This window comes from Collinsella sp. AM15-2, assembly GCF_003471985.1.
In the GTDB taxonomy this organism is placed as follows: domain Bacteria; phylum Actinomycetota; class Coriobacteriia; order Coriobacteriales; family Coriobacteriaceae; genus Collinsella.
Genome location: NZ_QRKO01000016.1, coordinates 1 through 17361, shown reverse-complemented (window position 1 = coordinate 17361; position 17361 = coordinate 1). Strand labels below are relative to the sequence as shown.

At 57.5% G+C, this 17361-nt stretch carries 16 protein-coding genes and 3 tRNA genes; 10 read left to right on the top strand and 9 right to left on the bottom strand.

The genetic code is table 11. The features are described 5' to 3' along the window. Positions 1-103: 103 nt before the first annotated feature. From DW171_RS07520 to rpmH, 9 genes are all read right to left on the bottom strand, one after another. Positions 104-358: a hypothetical protein gene (locus DW171_RS07520; RefSeq protein ID WP_099432405.1), complete on the bottom strand. Its 255-nt coding sequence runs from the start codon at positions 356-358 to the stop codon at positions 104-106. Then, positions 348-1253 (bottom strand): ParB/RepB/Spo0J family partition protein, encoded by a 906-nt coding sequence (locus DW171_RS07515; RefSeq protein WP_199586908.1) that lies wholly within the window; start codon positions 1251-1253, stop codon positions 348-350. Before DW171_RS07515 ends, DW171_RS07520 begins: the two co-directional genes overlap by 11 nt. Further along, entirely contained in the window at positions 1246-2046 is an 801-nt protein-coding gene (locus DW171_RS07510) for a ParA family protein (protein WP_055251322.1), read from the bottom strand. The genes DW171_RS07515 and DW171_RS07510 overlap by 8 nt, the downstream gene beginning before the upstream one ends. A gap of 134 nt (positions 2047-2180) precedes the next feature. Next, a complete protein-coding gene (gene rsmG / locus DW171_RS07505) occupies positions 2181-2918 on the bottom strand; it encodes a 16S rRNA (guanine(527)-N(7))-methyltransferase RsmG (protein ID WP_233539135.1) in 738 nt (245 codons plus the stop codon). Between the two features lie 96 nt (positions 2919-3014). Continuing rightward, on the bottom strand, positions 3015-3584 hold the full coding sequence (locus DW171_RS07500; protein WP_118270865.1) for a R3H domain-containing nucleic acid-binding protein: 570 nt from the start codon (positions 3582-3584) through the stop codon (positions 3015-3017). Between the two features lie 44 nt (positions 3585-3628). Beyond that, positions 3629-4399, bottom strand: a complete 771-nt coding sequence (locus tag DW171_RS07495; RefSeq protein WP_055251326.1) for a YidC/Oxa1 family membrane protein insertase — start codon at positions 4397-4399, stop codon at positions 3629-3631. A 29-nt stretch (positions 4400-4428) separates the two neighbouring features. Then, the gene (yidD, locus tag DW171_RS07490; RefSeq protein WP_117584026.1) at positions 4429-4653 is read right to left on the bottom strand and encodes a membrane protein insertion efficiency factor YidD; all 225 of its coding nucleotides are present in this window, start codon (positions 4651-4653) and stop codon (positions 4429-4431) included. Further along, the gene (rnpA, locus tag DW171_RS07485) at positions 4650-4988 is read right to left on the bottom strand and encodes a ribonuclease P protein component (protein ID WP_082435526.1); all 339 of its coding nucleotides are present in this window, start codon (positions 4986-4988) and stop codon (positions 4650-4652) included. Before rnpA ends, yidD begins: the two co-directional genes overlap by 4 nt. Before the next feature lie 20 nt (positions 4989-5008). Continuing rightward, positions 5009-5143, bottom strand: coding sequence for a 50S ribosomal protein L34 (gene rpmH, locus DW171_RS07480; RefSeq protein ID WP_019127408.1), 135 nt, complete (start codon positions 5141-5143; stop codon positions 5009-5011). A 345-nt stretch (positions 5144-5488) separates the two neighbouring features. Between rpmH and DW171_RS07475 the strand changes: the two genes are divergently transcribed. The 10 genes from DW171_RS07475 (at position 5489) to DW171_RS07430 (ending at position 17241) form a co-directional block, all read left to right on the top strand. Next, the gene (locus tag DW171_RS07475) at positions 5489-6841 is read left to right on the top strand and encodes an ATP-binding protein (protein ID WP_118270864.1); all 1353 of its coding nucleotides are present in this window, start codon (positions 5489-5491) and stop codon (positions 6839-6841) included. A 15-nt stretch (positions 6842-6856) separates the two neighbouring features. Then, entirely contained in the window at positions 6857-8581 is a 1725-nt protein-coding gene (locus tag DW171_RS07470) for a DnaA ATPase domain-containing protein (protein ID WP_118270863.1), read from the top strand. Between the two features lie 238 nt (positions 8582-8819). Further along, positions 8820-9923 (top strand): DNA polymerase III subunit beta, encoded by a 1104-nt coding sequence (gene dnaN, locus DW171_RS07465; RefSeq protein ID WP_099432409.1) that lies wholly within the window; start codon positions 8820-8822, stop codon positions 9921-9923. 9 nt (positions 9924-9932) lie between these two features. Continuing rightward, positions 9933-11039, top strand: a complete 1107-nt coding sequence (locus DW171_RS07460) for a DNA replication/repair protein RecF (RefSeq protein WP_118270862.1) — start codon at positions 9933-9935, stop codon at positions 11037-11039. Then, on the top strand, positions 11026-11589 hold the full coding sequence (locus DW171_RS07455) for a DciA family protein (protein WP_117634713.1): 564 nt from the start codon (positions 11026-11028) through the stop codon (positions 11587-11589). Before DW171_RS07460 ends, DW171_RS07455 begins: the two co-directional genes overlap by 14 nt. 105 nt (positions 11590-11694) lie before the next feature. After that, positions 11695-13725: a DNA topoisomerase (ATP-hydrolyzing) subunit B gene (gene gyrB / locus DW171_RS07450; protein ID WP_118270861.1), complete on the top strand. Its 2031-nt coding sequence runs from the start codon at positions 11695-11697 to the stop codon at positions 13723-13725. 178 nt (positions 13726-13903) lie between these two features. After that, complete coding sequence (gene gyrA / locus DW171_RS07445) at positions 13904-16642, top strand: DNA gyrase subunit A (protein WP_369832469.1); 2739 nt, start codon at positions 13904-13906, stop codon at positions 16640-16642. Positions 16643-16940: 298 nt separating this feature from the next. After that, positions 16941-17017: transfer RNA gene (locus DW171_RS07440), tRNA-Ile, on the top strand. A 67-nt stretch (positions 17018-17084) separates the two neighbouring features. Further along, a tRNA-Ala gene (locus DW171_RS07435) sits at positions 17085-17160 on the top strand. Positions 17161-17164: 4 nt separating this feature from the next. After that, a tRNA-Ile gene (locus tag DW171_RS07430) sits at positions 17165-17241 on the top strand. Positions 17242-17361: the final 120 nt, after the last annotated feature.

Sequence of the window (17361 nt, the reverse complement as noted above, 5' to 3'; positions counted from 1 at the left end):
GGACCGCTGCTAGCTTCCCCATTGTTTACGGACAAAATAAGCAGCCCTTGTCTCATGAATCAGACAAGGGCCGCTCAAAATATGCAGGGTAATTGTTAGGTACCTAATAGCCTACATTTTCCCATTGGTTGCTAACCCAACCTTGATTAATCTTAGGATTTTTTGTTACCTGAGCAGTGCGCATGGCAACATCTTCTGTCATAACATCCATTTTCTTCTTGGAAGTATCGACAATATCTTGCGCACCACGAAGCAAACGACCTCGAAGTTCATCGTCTGTCGCGATCTTATAGCCAGCAAAGGCACCAGCCGCGACAGTCGTCGCCAATGCAATCGCAGTAAAAATCTTATTCCTCATCTTGGCCTCCTTGATCAAACTGAATCATTTCACCAAGAATACGAGAGAGCTCTTCCTCGTCTTTAAACTCAATCTCAATCTTATTCTTTCCACGCGAGCTCTTCACACGAACGTTGGTATTAAATACCTGACGAAGCACACGCGCAGCCTTTTTAAAAGACTGAGGCGTTGCAGGCCGCGGCGTCTTAGGTGTCTCTCCGGCAGAAAACAATGGAGCAAGATTTTCTGTCGCTCTTACGGAAAGGCCCTCCGCAACAACCTTCTCTGCAAGTCGAATTCGAGCATCCTCATAGGGAACTGCAAGAATCGCACGTGCGTGACCAGCAGTAAGTCTACCCTCAAAAATCATCTGCTGAACTACTTCGGGGAGATCGAGAAGGCGCAGCGAGTTTGTAATTGCAGAGCGCGACTTGCTTACGGCCTTCGACAATGCCTCCTGGGTCATACCGCTAGCATTGATGAGCTGGCGATAGCCCTTAGCCTCTTCGACGGGATTCAGATCAGAACGCTGAAGGTTTTCGATAAGAGCAAGAGCCAGCATCTCTTCATCATTAACATCTTTAATGATGACAGGCAGTTCCTCAAGACCTGCAAGCCTTGACGCCTGGTAACGACGCTCGCCAGCGATGATCTCATAGCCGTTTCCATGCTTGCGAACCAAGAGCGGCTGCAAAACGCCATGTTCTTGGATTGACTCGCTCAACTCGCGAAGTTCAGTTTCATTAAAGTGAATTCGCGGTTGATTAGGGTTGGGAACGATATCCTCAATAGGTAGTTTTGTTTCAGATACGGCATTTGAAGCAGATGCAGACGAACCACCGGTCTCATACTCGGCCTCAGAGACCAAAGCATTGAGTCCACGCCCCAATCCGCCACGTTTCTTTGCACTAGGCACGCTTGATCACCTCTTTTGCAAGGTTCATATACGCTTTTGCACCCTTGTTTTGAGGTGCATAGGTAATTACCGGTTCTCCAAAAGACGGAGCTTCAGAGATTTTAACCGTACGGGGAATCAGCGTCTTAAACGCCTTATCACCAAAGTACGATTGAACTTCCTCAACAACCTGATTCGACAAAGAAGTACGCGAGTCATACATGGTCATAAGCACGCCATAGGTGTCTAAGCCCTTGTTCAGACGTGATTTGACCATCTTCATTGACTCAAGCAGCTTCGTAACGCCCTCGAGTGCGTAATACTCACACTGGATTGGAATCAAAACGCTATCTGCTGCGGTCAAGGCATTGATAGTAAGCAGGCCGAGCGAAGGAGGACAGTCAATGAAAATAAAATCGAACTCGTCCTGAATCGGCTCAAGCAAATCTTTGAGGCGGGTTTCACGAGCAATTGCGCTTACGAGCTCAATTTCGGCACCTGCAAGCTGAATCGTAGCTGGAATTACGAATACCTTTTTGCAATTTGTATCAAGAACAAGCGATTCTGCCGGCACATCATTCAACAATGCATCATAGATGCAGTGATCAAGGTCTTCTTTTTCAATTCCAAATCCACTGGTACTGTTTCCCTGCGGATCAAAATCGACAATCAGTGTCTTACGACCCTGCTCACCCAGTGCTGCTGCAAGGTTTACAGCCGTCGTTGACTTACCGACGCCGCCTTTTTGATTGATGATTGCAATGATACGCGTGTCTTTTGCGTTCTTAGAACGCTTAACGTCGCGAAATCCCACGGTCCCTCCTGGTGTGTATTAAAGCTGTCAAACGGAGGATGTTTCACGTGAAACATTCCGATTCGATATCAACCGCCATGTTTCACGTGAAACACTGCAAGTTGTTAGTATCCATTATGTTTCACGTGAAACATCTAGGCAAGCGGATTCTTCTTTGCCATGCCATTTGCACGAGGCAATGAAACGGATGCTGGATGACTCTTCTGAAATACAATAAACTCCCTGTGGCCCAAGCCCTCAGGCAAATCGATTGCGACATTCAGAAGCAAAGTGAAGCCGCAAATCTTAGCTGCTGACATGCCGGAAGCAAGCTCCTCATCCGAAGGATTGCCCTTGGTGATAACAAATAGCCCTCCATCCTTGAGGAACGGAGCTGCATACTCAACAAGAATCGGTAGAGGAGCCAGTGCGCGGGCGGTTACGACAGAGAACTGCTTCTTATGGCTTCGAGCATATTCTTCAAGACGATCATGAATCGCATGAGCATATTTCAATCCAAGAGCATGAACAAAAGAATTGACGGCATCAACCTTCTTACCAACAGAGTCAATATAAGTAGCTTTACGATGCGTGGTTATGGTTAACGGAATACCAGGGAAGCCCGCACCTGTCCCCATATCGAGCAAAGCTCCCTCAGGAGCCATATTGATATAGGGGAGCAAAACAAGAGAGTCGAGGATATGAAGTACCGCAGCATCTTCTACATTAAGAATGCGGGTAAGATTGGTTGTCTTATTTGTTTCCAGAACCAAATCCAAATGCTGAATACATTTCCTCAGCTCAACATCAGATACGCTTAAGGAATACTCTTTGCAATAGGAAGTTAGACGAGTCAACATCTCGTCAGCTTGCTGATCAGTAAGTACTAACAACGAAAGCTCCTTTCTGACAAAAATCAGTGTATCGAGAACTTTTGACAAAAAAAGGGGACGTGGAAACCACGTCCCCTTAGCATAAGCTCGAGTAGATTATCGAGCAACAATCACCACATGGCGATCAGGGTCAGAACCCTCAGAATGAGTATCGACGGCATCATTGCCACGAAGTGCAATGTGAACCAGTCGGCGCTCGTAGGCATTCATGGGCGGAAGCGAAACACTCTTATGAGTGCGGATGGCACGCTCGGCAGCAGACTGAGCCATGGATGCAACCTTGTCCTGACGGCGGCTCTTGTATCCCTCAACGTCCACTACAACCGGATACCTAAAGCCGAGCTTGCGGCTCACCAGCAATGAGAACATAACCTGAAGGGCATCAAGGGTGCGACCATGACGGCCAATGAGAACAGCAAGGTCGGGAGCCGTTACATCCAAAATCAGCTCGCCCTCGTCGCCCTCATACTCATCGATAGGAGAGCTGGCAGCATCGAAGTGCGAAAGGATGGAACGCAGGATGGAAATCGCGACATCGGCAATGGTGTCGAGCTCCTCGTCGGTCAGCTCTTCACCGGCCTTATAGCGCTGTGCAATCTCGGGATAATCGCCCGCGACCTGCGGGGCAACCTCCTCAAGCATATCCTCGATGATCTCTTCAGACATAACGTACTCCAAAAGTTAGGTACCTAAATTAGATTGATATCCCGCTACTTCTTCTTGTGCGGGCGCGGCTTCTTCTCGCGACGAGTGACCTCAACCTGCAGCGGCGCGTTCTTAAGACGCTCCTCCTCATCGGCCTTCGCCTTGTCGATGACCTTCTGCGTCACAAAAATCTGCTGGATAACCTGCCAAGCAGACGAGACGTCGTAGTACAGCAGAACACCAACGGGAAGGCTCCAGCCCATCCAAAGCATCATGACCGTCATGACAACGGCCATCATACGCATGCTCTGAGCCTGCTGGCCGGTCTGGTTGCGCGACATATAGAGCTGCGGAATAAGGGTCAGGACAGCGAACAGGATCAGGCAGACCAGCGCAGGCAGCGCGACCATAAAGCCATCGGCAAAGGAGGCACTCGGCGTGGTGGTCAGGTCGGGCAGAATATTAAAGAACGAGAACGTGCCGTCGTTAAAGTAGTCAGGCAGGTTGCGCAGCAACGTAAACAAGGCGAACAGGACAGGCATCTGGATCAACAGCGGCAGACAACCAGCCATGGGGTTGAACTTGTTCTCGCTGTAGAACTTCTGCATCTCCTCGGCCTGACGCTGGGGATCGTCGGCATAGCGCTCCTGGATCTCGAGCATCTTGGGCTGCAGCACCTGCATGCGAGCCGTCGACTTGGTCGACTTGAGCATAAGCGGCGTCAGCAGCAGACGGATGATGACCACCAGGATAATGATGGACAGGCCCCAGTCGACCGCAAAGGTCTGGATGAGCTTGAGCAGCTCGAAAAGGATGTTAACGATCCAATCCCACATGTAAGTTTTCCTCCGATAGCGAGTGCCCGCTAGGGCACAGGGTCATAACCGCCGACGTGCAGGGGATTGCAGCGAGCGATGCGCCTCACGGCAAGCCAGCAGCCTCTCAAAACACCGTACTTCTCAATCGCCTGGATGGCGTATTGCGAGCACGTTGGGTAATAAATGCAGGCGTCAGGCAATAAGGGCGAAATAACCTGTTGATATATGCGAATAGGAGCGATGGCAACACGTCGCAAAACGTGATTGCTCATCGCTCCTCCCCGGCAACGCCGGCGCGTTTCATAAGCGAACGCAATGCATTGTCCATCTCCTGAGGCGAAGAAACCCTCGTCTTGGGAGTTGCGAACAAGATGATGTCATAACCCGCAACGGGAAATCCACAGCTGCGGGCGGCCTCGCGCATCACACGCTTAGAACGGTTGCGCACGACAGCACAACCGAGCCGTTTAGCACCAACGAAGGCGACCCTTCCGGAGTCGCCTTCGCCAACCGATTCACATATGGTCATTCGAATCAGAGGGTGATTGAAACGACGCCCCTGACTGAACACATGCTCGAAATCTTGCCGAGACTTAATAGTCTTCATGCGAGATGTGTGTATCGCTGCTAGACAGTGAGACGCTTGCGGCCCTTGGCGCGACGACGGGCGAGCACGGCACGACCACCCTTAGTGGCCATACGGGCACGGAAGCCATGGGTCTTGGCACGCTTACGCTTATTAGGCTGATACGTACGCTTCATCTTAAGTTCCTCCTGCTGCATTTCGAGTGTCCGCGGGGGCGCGGACGCAGATATAGACACGTGAGCTTGAAGATTGTAGGGAAATCAATGTTCAAATGTCAAGAAATCAAAGGTAAAAGGTTGCGCAGTTCACACGGTTCCCCCATAAGCCGAGCTCGATTTAGCGGTGCATGGCAACTTTTCACGATATTTCATCGAGTTTTCAACAGGTCATGTTGGCAATGTTGAGAACTTTTCGTCCGTTTTCCAGAGTTTTCAACAGGTTTTGAAAAGTTGTCGAAAGATGAGAAACATTGCACGGTGAGCTACTATTTGTTCGAAACCTTTTGAAAGATTGCGAGCGGCATGTCTGACGACTTTTACACCATGGTCGATTCCGGAGACCCGGCACCCGACAACGAGCACATCACCGGCGTGCGCGAAGAGCGTGAGGAAGGCGAGCAGACGACCACGCAGGCGCCAAAAGCCATGTACGCCGCGCGCATCGCCGTCTATGACGACATGCTGTCGACACCGCGTGTGATCGTCATTGAGCCGCAAGACGTCCGCACGTATTTGGAAGAGACGACCAACACCGTCTACCAGTGCATGAAAGAGCAAGGTGGCCACATCTCGCTCATGGTCATCCGCGAGATTGTCGAAAACTTTATCCACGCACACTTTGCCGAGCCCATCATCTCGATTCTGGACGGCGGAGACACCATCCGATTTGCCGATCAGGGGCCCGGCATCGACGACAAGGAGCGCGCTTTCGACTTTGGCGTTACCAGCGCAAACAGCAAGATGAAGCGCTACATCCGTGGAACCGGAGCAGGGTTTCCCATGGTGCAGGAGTATTTGGAAAACGCCGGCGGTGCCGTATCCATCGAGGACAACATGGGCAACGGCACCGTGGTTACGGTAAGCCTGAACCCTAAACGCGTGCAGGAAATCGAACGCGCCGGCGGACGCGGCGCTGCCGTGCGGCCCGAGACGGAGCAGCCCACATATCCCCTGCCGGGAGCTTTTGCGCAGCAGCCCATGGCAACGCAGCAGATGCAGCCCCGCATGGGACAGATGCAGCAGCCCGGAATGCTTCCTGTACAAGAGCCCCAGGCGGCATCGATGTCGATGCCGCCAAACGTGCCAGAGGCCATGCCGCTGGCGGATCAGGATGCAGCAGCAATGCAGCAGGCGACGGGGGCACCGGGCGGCCAGCAAATGGGCTATCAGCCGTACCAGCAGGGATATCCATATCAGCAGATGCCGCCACTGGGGAATGGCCAGCAGTTCCCGCAGCAGTACCAGCAGGGATACCAGCAGCCGTACCAGCAGATGCCGCAGCAGCAGTACAACCCCTGGGCCCAGCAGATGCCTCCGCAGCCTTACCAACAGTGGCCTCAAAGTTTTCAACAGCAAATGCCGCCGATGCAGAGTTCTCAACAACCAGCAGCTCAAATGATGTATCCTAATGCAGCAAATCAGTATGCGCAGCCACAACCGGACGTGTTCGTAAGCGATCGCGGCAACGCCGCGCTGGGCTATCTGGCGCAAAATCAAGCGTGCGGTGCTACCGATCTGGCGAGGGCGTTTGGAAACTCGGCCCCCACTTGGTCACGCACGCTCAATGACTTGGCGCAGGCCGGCTTGGTCATCAAGCATGGCCAGAAATACCATCTGACCGAACTCGGCGCCGCTCGCGTGCGAGCTCAGAGCTAAAGAACGGGAGAGATAGTGGACGAGGAAGCAAGCATCATCCTGGGGGATGCCATCGCCTTTTGCCAGCGCGACGGCCAAGATGCACGCCTCATCAACATGCTGGGACAATCGCGCGCCATAAGCCTGACCGAAGATACGCTCACGATCGAGGCCCCCTCGCGCTTTGCCATCGCGCAGCTCAAAAAGCATCAGCCGACCATTGAGGCCTATCTGGAAGAAATCGCCTTTGCACCGATCGCGCTCAACATCGTGGCACCGCAAGGCGGCGCGACGGAATCCGCTACCGCGACGGCGCCCGCCACGGCTCCCGCTGCTTCCCCGGCGGTGGCGGCCTCCGCAGGCGACGTGCCGGCAATCGAGCACCAGCACAGCGATGTTTCCCGTGAAACCATGGCACCGTTGCCGACCGCGGCGGCGACGTCAACGAACGCACCCGTCACGCACATGCCTATCGCTCACGACGCAGCGGCGGGCGCGGATTCGGGCATTGCAATCAAGAACACGCTCTCGGCCGATGATTTTCGTCGCATGATGAACCAGATGAAGGGCGGAGCGCCGACTAAGTCCACGCAAGCCGCGACCCCCGCTTCACCCATGCCAGCACCGACCGTGCCGGCCGAGCAGAATACGGATGGAGCCCCACTCGCCGCGAACTCAAAATTTACCTTTGAGAACTTTGTCTACGGCCCCGAGAACAGCCATGCCTATCGCTCGGCACTCAAGTTTGCCGCCCTCGCGGACGAGCGCGGCACGTGCACATCACTGTTCATCTACGGCAAATCGGGCCTGGGCAAGACGCACCTGCTGCTTGCCATCAAAAACGAGCTCGCCGAGAAGTCGCCCGAGATCAAGGTCAAGTATGCCAACTCCCAGGCATATCTGGACGACCTGATGACCGAGTTCGACCGCCAAAAGAAGAGCAACGCCCCTATCATGCAGGCATACCACGGCGTGGACGTGCTCATCATCGATGACATCCAAAACATCATCGGCAAGCGCGCGAGCGTGGACTACTTTTTCCAGCTCATGGACGAGTTCATCCGCAACAACAAGAAGGTCGTCATCGCGGCAGACCGCGCCCCCAAGGACCTGAGCATGGACGAGCGTCTGACCAGCCGCTTCAACGCCGGCATGCTCTGCCTGGTCGCAGAGCCCAGCTACGAGATGAAATACAAGATCTTGCAGCGCTATTACGAGAACACCATCGTCGCCGCTCCCGAGGCAGGCGACGACTCGCTGCTGGCGGCCTATGGGGGCGACAGCGGGCACCTGACCGACGAGCACTTTAAACACATGGCCGAGGTCTCGGGCACCAACATCCGCGAACTCGAGAGCTTTTGCGAGCGCTGCGCCGGCGAGGCGGGCGACCGCGAGCGCGAGGGCGGGGAGCTCACCTTTGACGATATCGACGCCATCGCCAGCCAGTACTTCGACACATCGGCCAAAAAGATCAACGTCCAGACGGTTCAGTCCGTCATCGAAGAGCAGTACGGCGTGACGCACGAGGAGCTCATCGGCCCGCGTCGCAACGCCAATATCGCCAAAGCACGCCATATCGCTATCTACCTGGCCATCGAGATGTGCGAGATGACGACCACGGCGGTGGGCGCCGAATTTGGCAACCGCAACCACTCGACCGTCAGTACGAGCTACAAAAAGGTCCAGAAGATGATCCAGGAAGACCGCACCGTCACCGAAGACCTCAAGTCGCTGCGCGATAAAATTACACTGCGCTCGTAGGGAAATAGAGACACCTGTTGAAAACTTGTCGAAACCACGGGCATAAGGTGTCTAAAACCCAACCCGCGGTGATGAAAAGTTTTGCGCAGGTTTTGAACGTGGAAAACCACCCCTGTTGCACACAGGTTGCTGTCGATTCTCTTTCTGGGTCTGACCTGCGTCTTTGGGAGTAATCAACAGTTTCGTCAGTGCTATTACTATTATTAAGATATTTATATCTATAGAAAGGTATTAAAAGATGAAGTTCACCGTCAGCCAGAGCTCGCTTACACAAGCCATCGGCGTCGTTATGAAGGGTGTCGCTTCGGCATCCACCCTCCCCATCCTGTCGGGCGTGCTCGTTAAGGCCCAAGACGGCATCTTGGAATTCCAGACCTCTAACTACACCATCTCGATCCGTCATCGCATCGCGGCGCATGTCGAAGAAGAGGGCGAGATGGTTATTCCCTGTAAGATGCTCTCCAATATCACCAAGACCCTCCCCGATGCCCCGGTTACCTTTGAGCTGTCCGAGCGCCAGGTGCTGATTGGTTGCGAGAAGAGCTCTTTCCGCCTGAACACGCTCGATGCCAATGACTTCCCCGAGTTTCCGGCCTATGCCATCGAGAGTGCCGTGGAGCTGCCGACCGATGTCTTGTCCGAAATGGTCGGCCGCGTGTGGCGCGTCACCTCGACCGACAAGGCTCGCCCCATCCTGGGCGGCGTGCACATGAAGGTCGAGAACAACACCGTACGCCTGGTAGCGACCGATTCCTTCCGCTTGGCCGTGTGCGATACGCAGGTCGAGACCTCGACCCTCGAGGGCTCCTTTGAGCTCAACGTTCCGGCTGACGCCTTTAACGACGCGCTGAACATCATGGCCAGCCAAGCGACCATCATGATCGGGGCTACCGACACCCAGGTCGTCTTCGAGGCCGGCAACACCACCTACGTGTCGCGTCGCATCGAGGGCGTGTACCCCAACTACAAGCAGCTCATCCCCGATTCGTGCGTGACGAGCGTCAAGATCGACGTCGCCGCCTTTAACGCCGCCCTCAAGCGCGTGGCCGTTATCGCGAGCGCCAACCCCGCCGTCAAGTTCGAGATCGATGTCGAGAACGGGCAGATGGGCCTGTCCTCCATTTCCAATGACCAGGACCTTGCGCAGGAGACGATCGATGTCGAGGCCGAGGGCGAGTCGGGTACCATCGCCTTCAACTACCACTACATCTTCGGCTGCCTCAATGCCCTGTCCAAGGAGAAGGAGATCACGCTGGAGCTCAAGAGCTACTCGCAGGCGGGCATCTTCAAGTCCTACGACAAGATCAACTACCTGTACCTGGTCATGCCGGTCCGCATCTAGCGCTGCGCCATGACCATGTTCGCCCGCGATCTTTCCGTCGCGCACTACCGCAGCTTCGATAGCTATCACCTTGCCCTGGACGAGGGCGTGACGATACTTGCGGGACCCAACGCGGCGGGAAAGACCAATCTCATAGAGGCGCTGCAGCTGCTGACGAGCGGCGCCTCGTTTAGGCATCCGACCGCAGCCGAGCTCGTCCATGACGGCGTGGGCTCGTGCAAGGTCGAGCTGAGGATCGAGGGCGACGGCCGCGTGCTTGATATGGGATTGAGCGCGGAGGACGGTAAGCGCTCGTTTAGCCGCAACGGCAAGAGATGCTCTGCCGCCGGTGTGCGCGGGGTTCTGCCGAGCGTGCTGTTTTGCCCCGACCATCTGGACATGGTTAAGCGAGGCGCCAGTGTGCGCCGAGCCGCCCTCGATGACTTTGGCATGCAGCTGAGCGCACGCTATGCCGATCTTGCGAGCACCTATGGGCGCTGCGTGACCCAGCGTAACGCCTTGCTCAAGGAGACCTGGTGCTGCCGCGAGATGCTCGGCGCGTGGAACGATTCGATTGCCCGCGCGGGCTCGGCCCTGCTCGTGCACCGGTTGGCCCTGCTCGACCGGCTGGCGGGCCATGTGCACACTGCCTACGGGCAAGTGGCGTCAGGTGAGACCGCCAACGTGACCTATGCGTCCACGCTGGGGGATTTGCCCCAGGTCGAGGATCGCGAAGAGCTGAAGGGCTGGGCGTACGAGCGCATGCTGGCCGCCCTTGACGAGCATGCCGACGAGGAAATTCGCCGCGGCGTGACGTTGGTGGGACCGCATCGCGACGAGATCGAGTTCACCGTGGCGGGTCGCTCCGCCCGTTCATTTGCCAGCCAAGGACAGCAGCGCACGCTGGTGCTGTCCTGGAAGGTGGCCGAGGTTGCCGTGGCTCGCGATGTCCTGGGCACCGCCCCACTGCTGCTTCTGGACGACGTGATGAGCGAGCTCGACGGCGAACGTCGCGGCGCTTTCCTGCGGCTGATCGGCGATGATATCCAGACGGTCATAACTACGACCAACCTGGGGTACTTTACCGATGACCTGCTTGATCGAGCCAAGGTGGTGAGCATGGGTGAGACGTGCTAATTACGAGCGCGAGAGCGAAACGGTCGCCTTCAGCGGGTTTTTGAACGCAGAGCGCCAGCGCATCCTGGCGGCTGCGACCCCTGAGCGCCGTGCGCAGATGGAGGCCGCCGAGGAGTCGCGCACGGTCTATCGCGCATGGAACGCGGTGTGCTCGGGCACGCGCGAGGGGCGGCATGTGACGGGACTGCGCTACCTGCCCGAGTCCAATGAGCTGCTGGTGTATCTCGACTCGCCCTCGTGGACGCAGGAAATGACGTTGTTGCGCGAGATCATCCGCGCGCGCATGGAGCGCGCCGGTGCGCATGTGGACGGCCTGGTGTTCAAAACCACCGCGCCCGGTCACACGCCGCCCGCCGCCAAGGAGCGCCTGCGCCCGGCGACGACCGAGCGATCGCCGGCCCCGCACGCCGACCTAAGTGAGGCCGAGCGTACCGAGATCGAGCGCCAAGTGGCGCCCATCGAAGACCAAAAACTGCGCGAGGCCCTCGAGAACGCCATGAGAGCCAGTGCCGAGTGGGCCAAGGGCGTGCAAAGCAAAAAAGAGCCTTAAATCGCATCTGGCGGCCTTGTAGAGCCAAATACCCTCGTTCCCGAGGGTATTTTTTTACGATAGACTAGTAAGGCTGTACACATTTTCTTGACTGAAGGAGGACGTGTGGCAAACGAAAACGATTACGATGGCGGCGAGATTAAGATTCTCGAAGGTCTCGAGGCCGTTCGTAAGCGCCCGGGCATGTATATCGGCTCGACGAGCGCCAGCGGTCTGCATCACCTGGTGTGGGAGATCGTTGACAACTCCGTCGACGAGGCCATGGCCGGTTTCTGCACCGAGATCCAGGTGACGGTCCACGCCGACAACTCCATCACGGTCGTCGACGACGGGCGCGGCATCCCCGTCGACGAGCACCCTGTTAAAAAGATCCCGACGCTCGAGGTCGTCATGACGATCCTGCACGCCGGCGGTAAGTTCGATAACTCGGCCTATAAGGTCTCGGGCGGCCTGCACGGCGTGGGCATCTCCGTCGTCAACGCACTGTCCAAGCGCGTGGTCGTTCAGGTTCGTCGCGATGGCAACACCTACGAGATGGAGTTCTCGCGCGGCAAGACCGTCAAGAAGATGGAGGTCGTAGGCACCTCGGATTCGACGGGCACCACCGTCACCTTCTGGCCCGACGACGAGATCTTCGAGACCTGCATCTACGATTTCGATACGCTGCACAACCGTCTGCAGGAGACAGCGTTCCTCAATAAGAACCTCAAAATCGTGCTGACCGACGAGCGCGAGGCGACTCCCCACGTGGAGGAGTTTTGCTACGAGGGTGGCATCATCGACTTCGTCAAGTTCCTCAACGAGGGCAAGGACGTCCCCGAGGCCTTTAAGGAGCCCATCTACATCGAGGGCAAGTCGGACCCGGACGCGCCTGTGGCCAAGATGGGCGAGGTCGAGGTTTCCCTGCAGTGGAATAGCGGCTACGGCGAGAACGTCATGTCGTTTGCCAACGACATCTACACTCCCGAGGGCGGCATGCACCTTGAGGGCTTCCGCACCGCGCTCACCCGTGTGATCAACGATTACGCGCGCAAGCAGAACCTGCTCAAGGAAAAAGACGCCAACCTGACCGGCGACGACGTGCGCGAGGGCCTTTCGGCCGTTATCTCGGTCAAGCTGCCCGATCCGCAGTTTGAGGGCCAGACCAAGGCCAAGCTCGGCAGCTCCTATATGCGCGCGCTCACGCTCAAGATCGTGACCGACGGCCTTACCGATTACCTCGAGGAGCATCCCAAGCCCGCTCGTGAGATCGTCAAGAAGGCGCAACAGGCCTGCAAAGCGCGCAACGCCGCCCGCAAGGCGCGCGAGGCGACCCGCCGCAAGAGCCTGCTCGAGACGGCGTCCCTGCCCGGTAAGCTCGCTGACTGCTCGGTGCGCGATGCCGAGCTGACCGAGCTCTTTATCGTAGAGGGCGACTCGGCAGGCGGTTCGGCCAAGGACGGCCGTCGCCGAGACATCCAGGCGATTCTGCCCCTGCGCGGCAAGATTTTGAACGTCGAACGCGTTGGTGACCATCGCGCGTTCTCGAGCGACACCATCCAGTCGCTGATTACCGCGATCGGCTGCGGCGTTACGACGAGCGCCGGCGACGGCGGCGACTTCGATATCACCAAGGCGCGTTACCACAAGATCATCATCATGACCGATGCAGACGTCGACGGTGCGCATATCCGCATCTTGCTGCTGACATTCTTCTACAAGTACATGCGTCCGCTGATCGATGCCGGCTACGTCTATGTTGCCTGCCCGCCCATCTTTGGCATTAAGGTGCGCAACAAGATCCACTACGTGTATCCCAACGGCCGCCAGCCCGAAGACGAGATCCTGCGCGACACCATCCAGAGTCTGGGCCTGAACCCCGACGATAACGACGAGGACGGCAAGGCCAAGGACGGCAAGATCACCAAAAAGCGCAAGGGCTATACCGTCCAGCGCTACAAGGGTCTGGGCGAGATGGACCCCAAGCAGCTCGCCTCGACGACGATGGATCCCAAGACCCGCATCCTGCAGCGCGTGTCGATCGAGGATGCCGTGGTGGCAGACCGCGCCGTGCGCGAGCTGATGGGTTCCGAGGTCGGCTATCGCCGCGAGTACATCGAGAAGCACGCGCATGACGCACGCTTCCTAGACGCCTAGCTTTCCCAGGCACCCCATCTTGCCCTTCAGGATTTCGGGCGCCGCACGCAAGGCGTGCGCCCTCATCCTTCAGGGCAACCTGGGGCACCTGGAAAACCTAGGAGGGTTATCCGGCATTCCCGGTAATCCGTCTCCGTGGTAGGGAACTAATGGACCACGCAAACCATGAGGAGGTAACGTGGCAGACGATATCAACAATAACGAGGGTATGGGCGAGGCCGGCGATGCCGGCATGCCCGACGATCTGAAGCGCCTGCTTGCCCGTGCTGAGCAGGGCGAGGACGGCGATCCGGACGCCTATAACCCCGATGCCGATGATGATGAGGAAGAAGACGACGGCGAGCTCGAGGAGAGCTTTGGCGAAGTCGACCGTGGCGCCTCGGCCGGCGAGGATATCAATGGCGGCCAGCTCCAGATTTCGGAGTTCGGCCGTGAGATGAAACAGTCGTTCATCGAGTATTCGATGTCGGTCATCACGGCGCGCGCCCTGCCGGACGTGCGCGACGGCTTAAAGCCGGTTCACCGCCGCATTCTGTACGCGATGAACGAGAGCGGCATCTACCCCAACCGCCCACACAAGAAGTCGGCCTGGACGGTCGGCGAAGTTATCGGCAAGTACCATCCGCATGGTGACTCCGCGGTCTACGAGGCAATGGTTCGCCTGGCGCAGTGGTTCTCCATGCGCACGCCGCTCATCGACGGCCACGGCAACTTCGGCAACATCGACGGCGACGGCGCCGCTGCCATGCGTTACACCGAGAGCCGCCTGGCAAAGCCCGCCATGGAGCTGCTGCGTGACCTGCAGAAGGATACCGTCGACTGGCAGCCCAACTACGACGAATCGCTCGCCGAGCCTCAGGCGCTGCCTGCGCGCTTCCCCAACCTGCTGGTCAACGGCAGCCAGGGCATCGCCGTCGGCATGGCCACCAATATCGCCCCGCATAACCTCACCGAGGCGATCGAGGCAACCTGCTACCTGATCGATAATCCCGACGCCACTGTCGACGAGCTCATGCAGATCATGCCCGGTCCGGACTTCCCCACCGGCGCCATCATCATGGGCAGCGCCGGCATTAAGCAGAGCTACGAGACCGGCCGCGGCTCCATTACCGTGCGCGCCAAGGCCCACGTGGAGTCCACCAAGACCGGCCGCAGCCGCTTGGTCTTTACCGAGATTCCCTACATGGTCAACAAGGGCACCCTGCAGGAGAAGATCGCCCAGCTCGTCAACGACAAGCGCATCGAGGGCATCTCGGATATGCGCGATGAGTCCAACCAGAAGGGCATCCGTCTGGTCATCGAGCTCAAGAAGGGCGTCATTCCGCAGGTCGTGCTCAACAACCTGTATAAGTACACCTCGCTGCAGACGACCTTTGGCGCCAACAACCTGGCGCTCGTCAACGGCGTTCCCAAATGCCTGAGCCTGCGCGAGATGCTGCAGCACTACATCGACCACCAGGTCGACGTCGTCACCCGCCGCACCCGCTTCGACCTTAAGAAGGCCCAGGCCCGCGCGCATATCCTCGAGGGCTACCTGATGGCTCTCGATCATATTGACGAGGTCATCAGCATTATCCGCTCCTCGCAGACCGACTCCGAGGCCAGCAGCCGCCTGATCGAGCGCTTTGGCTTTACGCCCGAGCAGACCACGGCCATCCTCGAGATGAAGCTGCGCCGCCTGACCGGCCTGGAGCGCGACAAGATTCAGGAAGAGCTGGACGGCCTGCGCCGCGCCATCGCCTACTACGAGGACCTGCTGGCGCACGAGGAGAAGATCCTGGGCGTCATTAAGGAAGAGATGCGCGAGATCTCCAAGAAGTTCGGCGATAAGCGCCGCACCGAGATCAGCCATGTCGAGAAGGACCTGGACGTCGAGGACCTCATTGCCGACGAGGACATGGTCGTGACCATCACCCACACCGGCTATGTCAAGCGCATCCCGGTGGCCGCCTACCGCGCCCAGAAGCGCGGCGGCAAGGGCGTCTCGGGCGTCAACCTCAAAGAGGACGATGTCATCGACGAGATGTTCATCGCGTCCACGCACGAGTACGTGCTGTTCTTCTCGAGCAAGGGCAAGGTCTATCGCCTGAAGGTGCACGAGCTGCCGGTGGGTACGCGCCAGGCGCGCGGTACCGCAATCGTCAACCTGCTGCCCTTCGAGGAGGGCGAGAAGATCGCGAGCGTCATCAGCTGCCGCGAGTTCCCTGCCGACGAGTACCTGATGTTTGCCACCAAGAGCGGCATGGTCAAGAAGACCGTAATGAGCGCATATGACCGCAGCCGCCGCGACGGCCTGATCGCTATCAACCTGCGTGACGACGACGCGCTGCTGAACGTGCGCCGCGTGCGCGAGGGCGACAAGATTATCCTGGCCACCACCGCGGGCAAGGCGATCATGTTCTCCGAGGAGCAGGTGCGCGCCACCGGCCGCGATACTAGCGGCGTTCGCGGTATTGGTATGAAGGACGGCGTGAGCGTTCTGGGCATGGAAGTCACTAACGGCAACGGCGATCTATTCGTCATCACCGAGCGCGGCTACGGCAAGCGCACGCCGGTCGCGGACTACCCGGAGCAGAATCGCGGCGGCCAGGGCGTCTACACCATCCAAATGACCGAGCGTAAGGGCAACCTCGCGGCCATGAAGACGGTGGGCCCGCAGCACGAGTTGTTCATCGTGACGGAGGGCGCGACGGTCATTCGCGTCAAGACCGATGAGATTAGCCAGACTGGCCGCGCTACCCAGGGCGTCAAGATGATGACCGTCGACGACAACGACCGCATCTGCGCCGTAGCCCGCATGACGGCCGCCAAGGAGAAGCCCGAAGGCGAAGGCGCCGAGGCCGCAACCGACGCCGAAGAGGCCCCAGTCGACCTAGGCGACGGCAACGACATGCCAGAGGATCTCCTAGACGAGTAAGAGGCCCTAGCTGGTAGAAAATATCAGACCCCATATATCGGCGGTCGGCGCACCTGCGCGCCGACCGCTTTTTTGAAAACCTTGGGACCCCATGGTCGCCGGGCTGACGAGATGGTTTTGGTTTGTCGCGAGTTCCGCACGCAAAGAAGGCCACTTAATGTGGCCTTCGTCTTGCGCAGGACTGTCCGAGCAGCAAACCAAAACCATCTCGTCAGCCCGGCGACCACCCCTCTCAAAGATTTTCAAAAAAGTTGTTGACGTGCGCGTAACGACTCGTCTAATATATCCCTTGCGCGATGGACCTGTAGCTCAGTTGGTTAGAGCGTCCGGCTGATAACCGGGAGGTCACAAGTTCGAATCTTGTCAGGTCCACCACTTTCTTTCGCAATAAACACCCCAGCGAGAGCCGAGTCGCCGCTGGGGTGTTTATTACTGTCTCCGTGGGGGTTTAGCTCAGCTGGGAGAGCGCGGGCTTTGCAAGCCTGAGGTCAGGGGTTCGATCCCCCTAACCTCCACCATGATGGACCTGTAGCTCAGTTGGTTAGAGCGTCCGGCTGATAACCGGGAGGTCACAAGTTCGAATCTTGTCAGGTCCACCATCAAAACTGTGAAGAGCCTCGAGGGTTTCCTCGGGGCTTTTTTCTTACCTGCTGGAGTAGTCAAAAGAGCCCCGGGTTGATTTCCGATCTCAGCCGAACACATTGAGCGGATAGGCCATT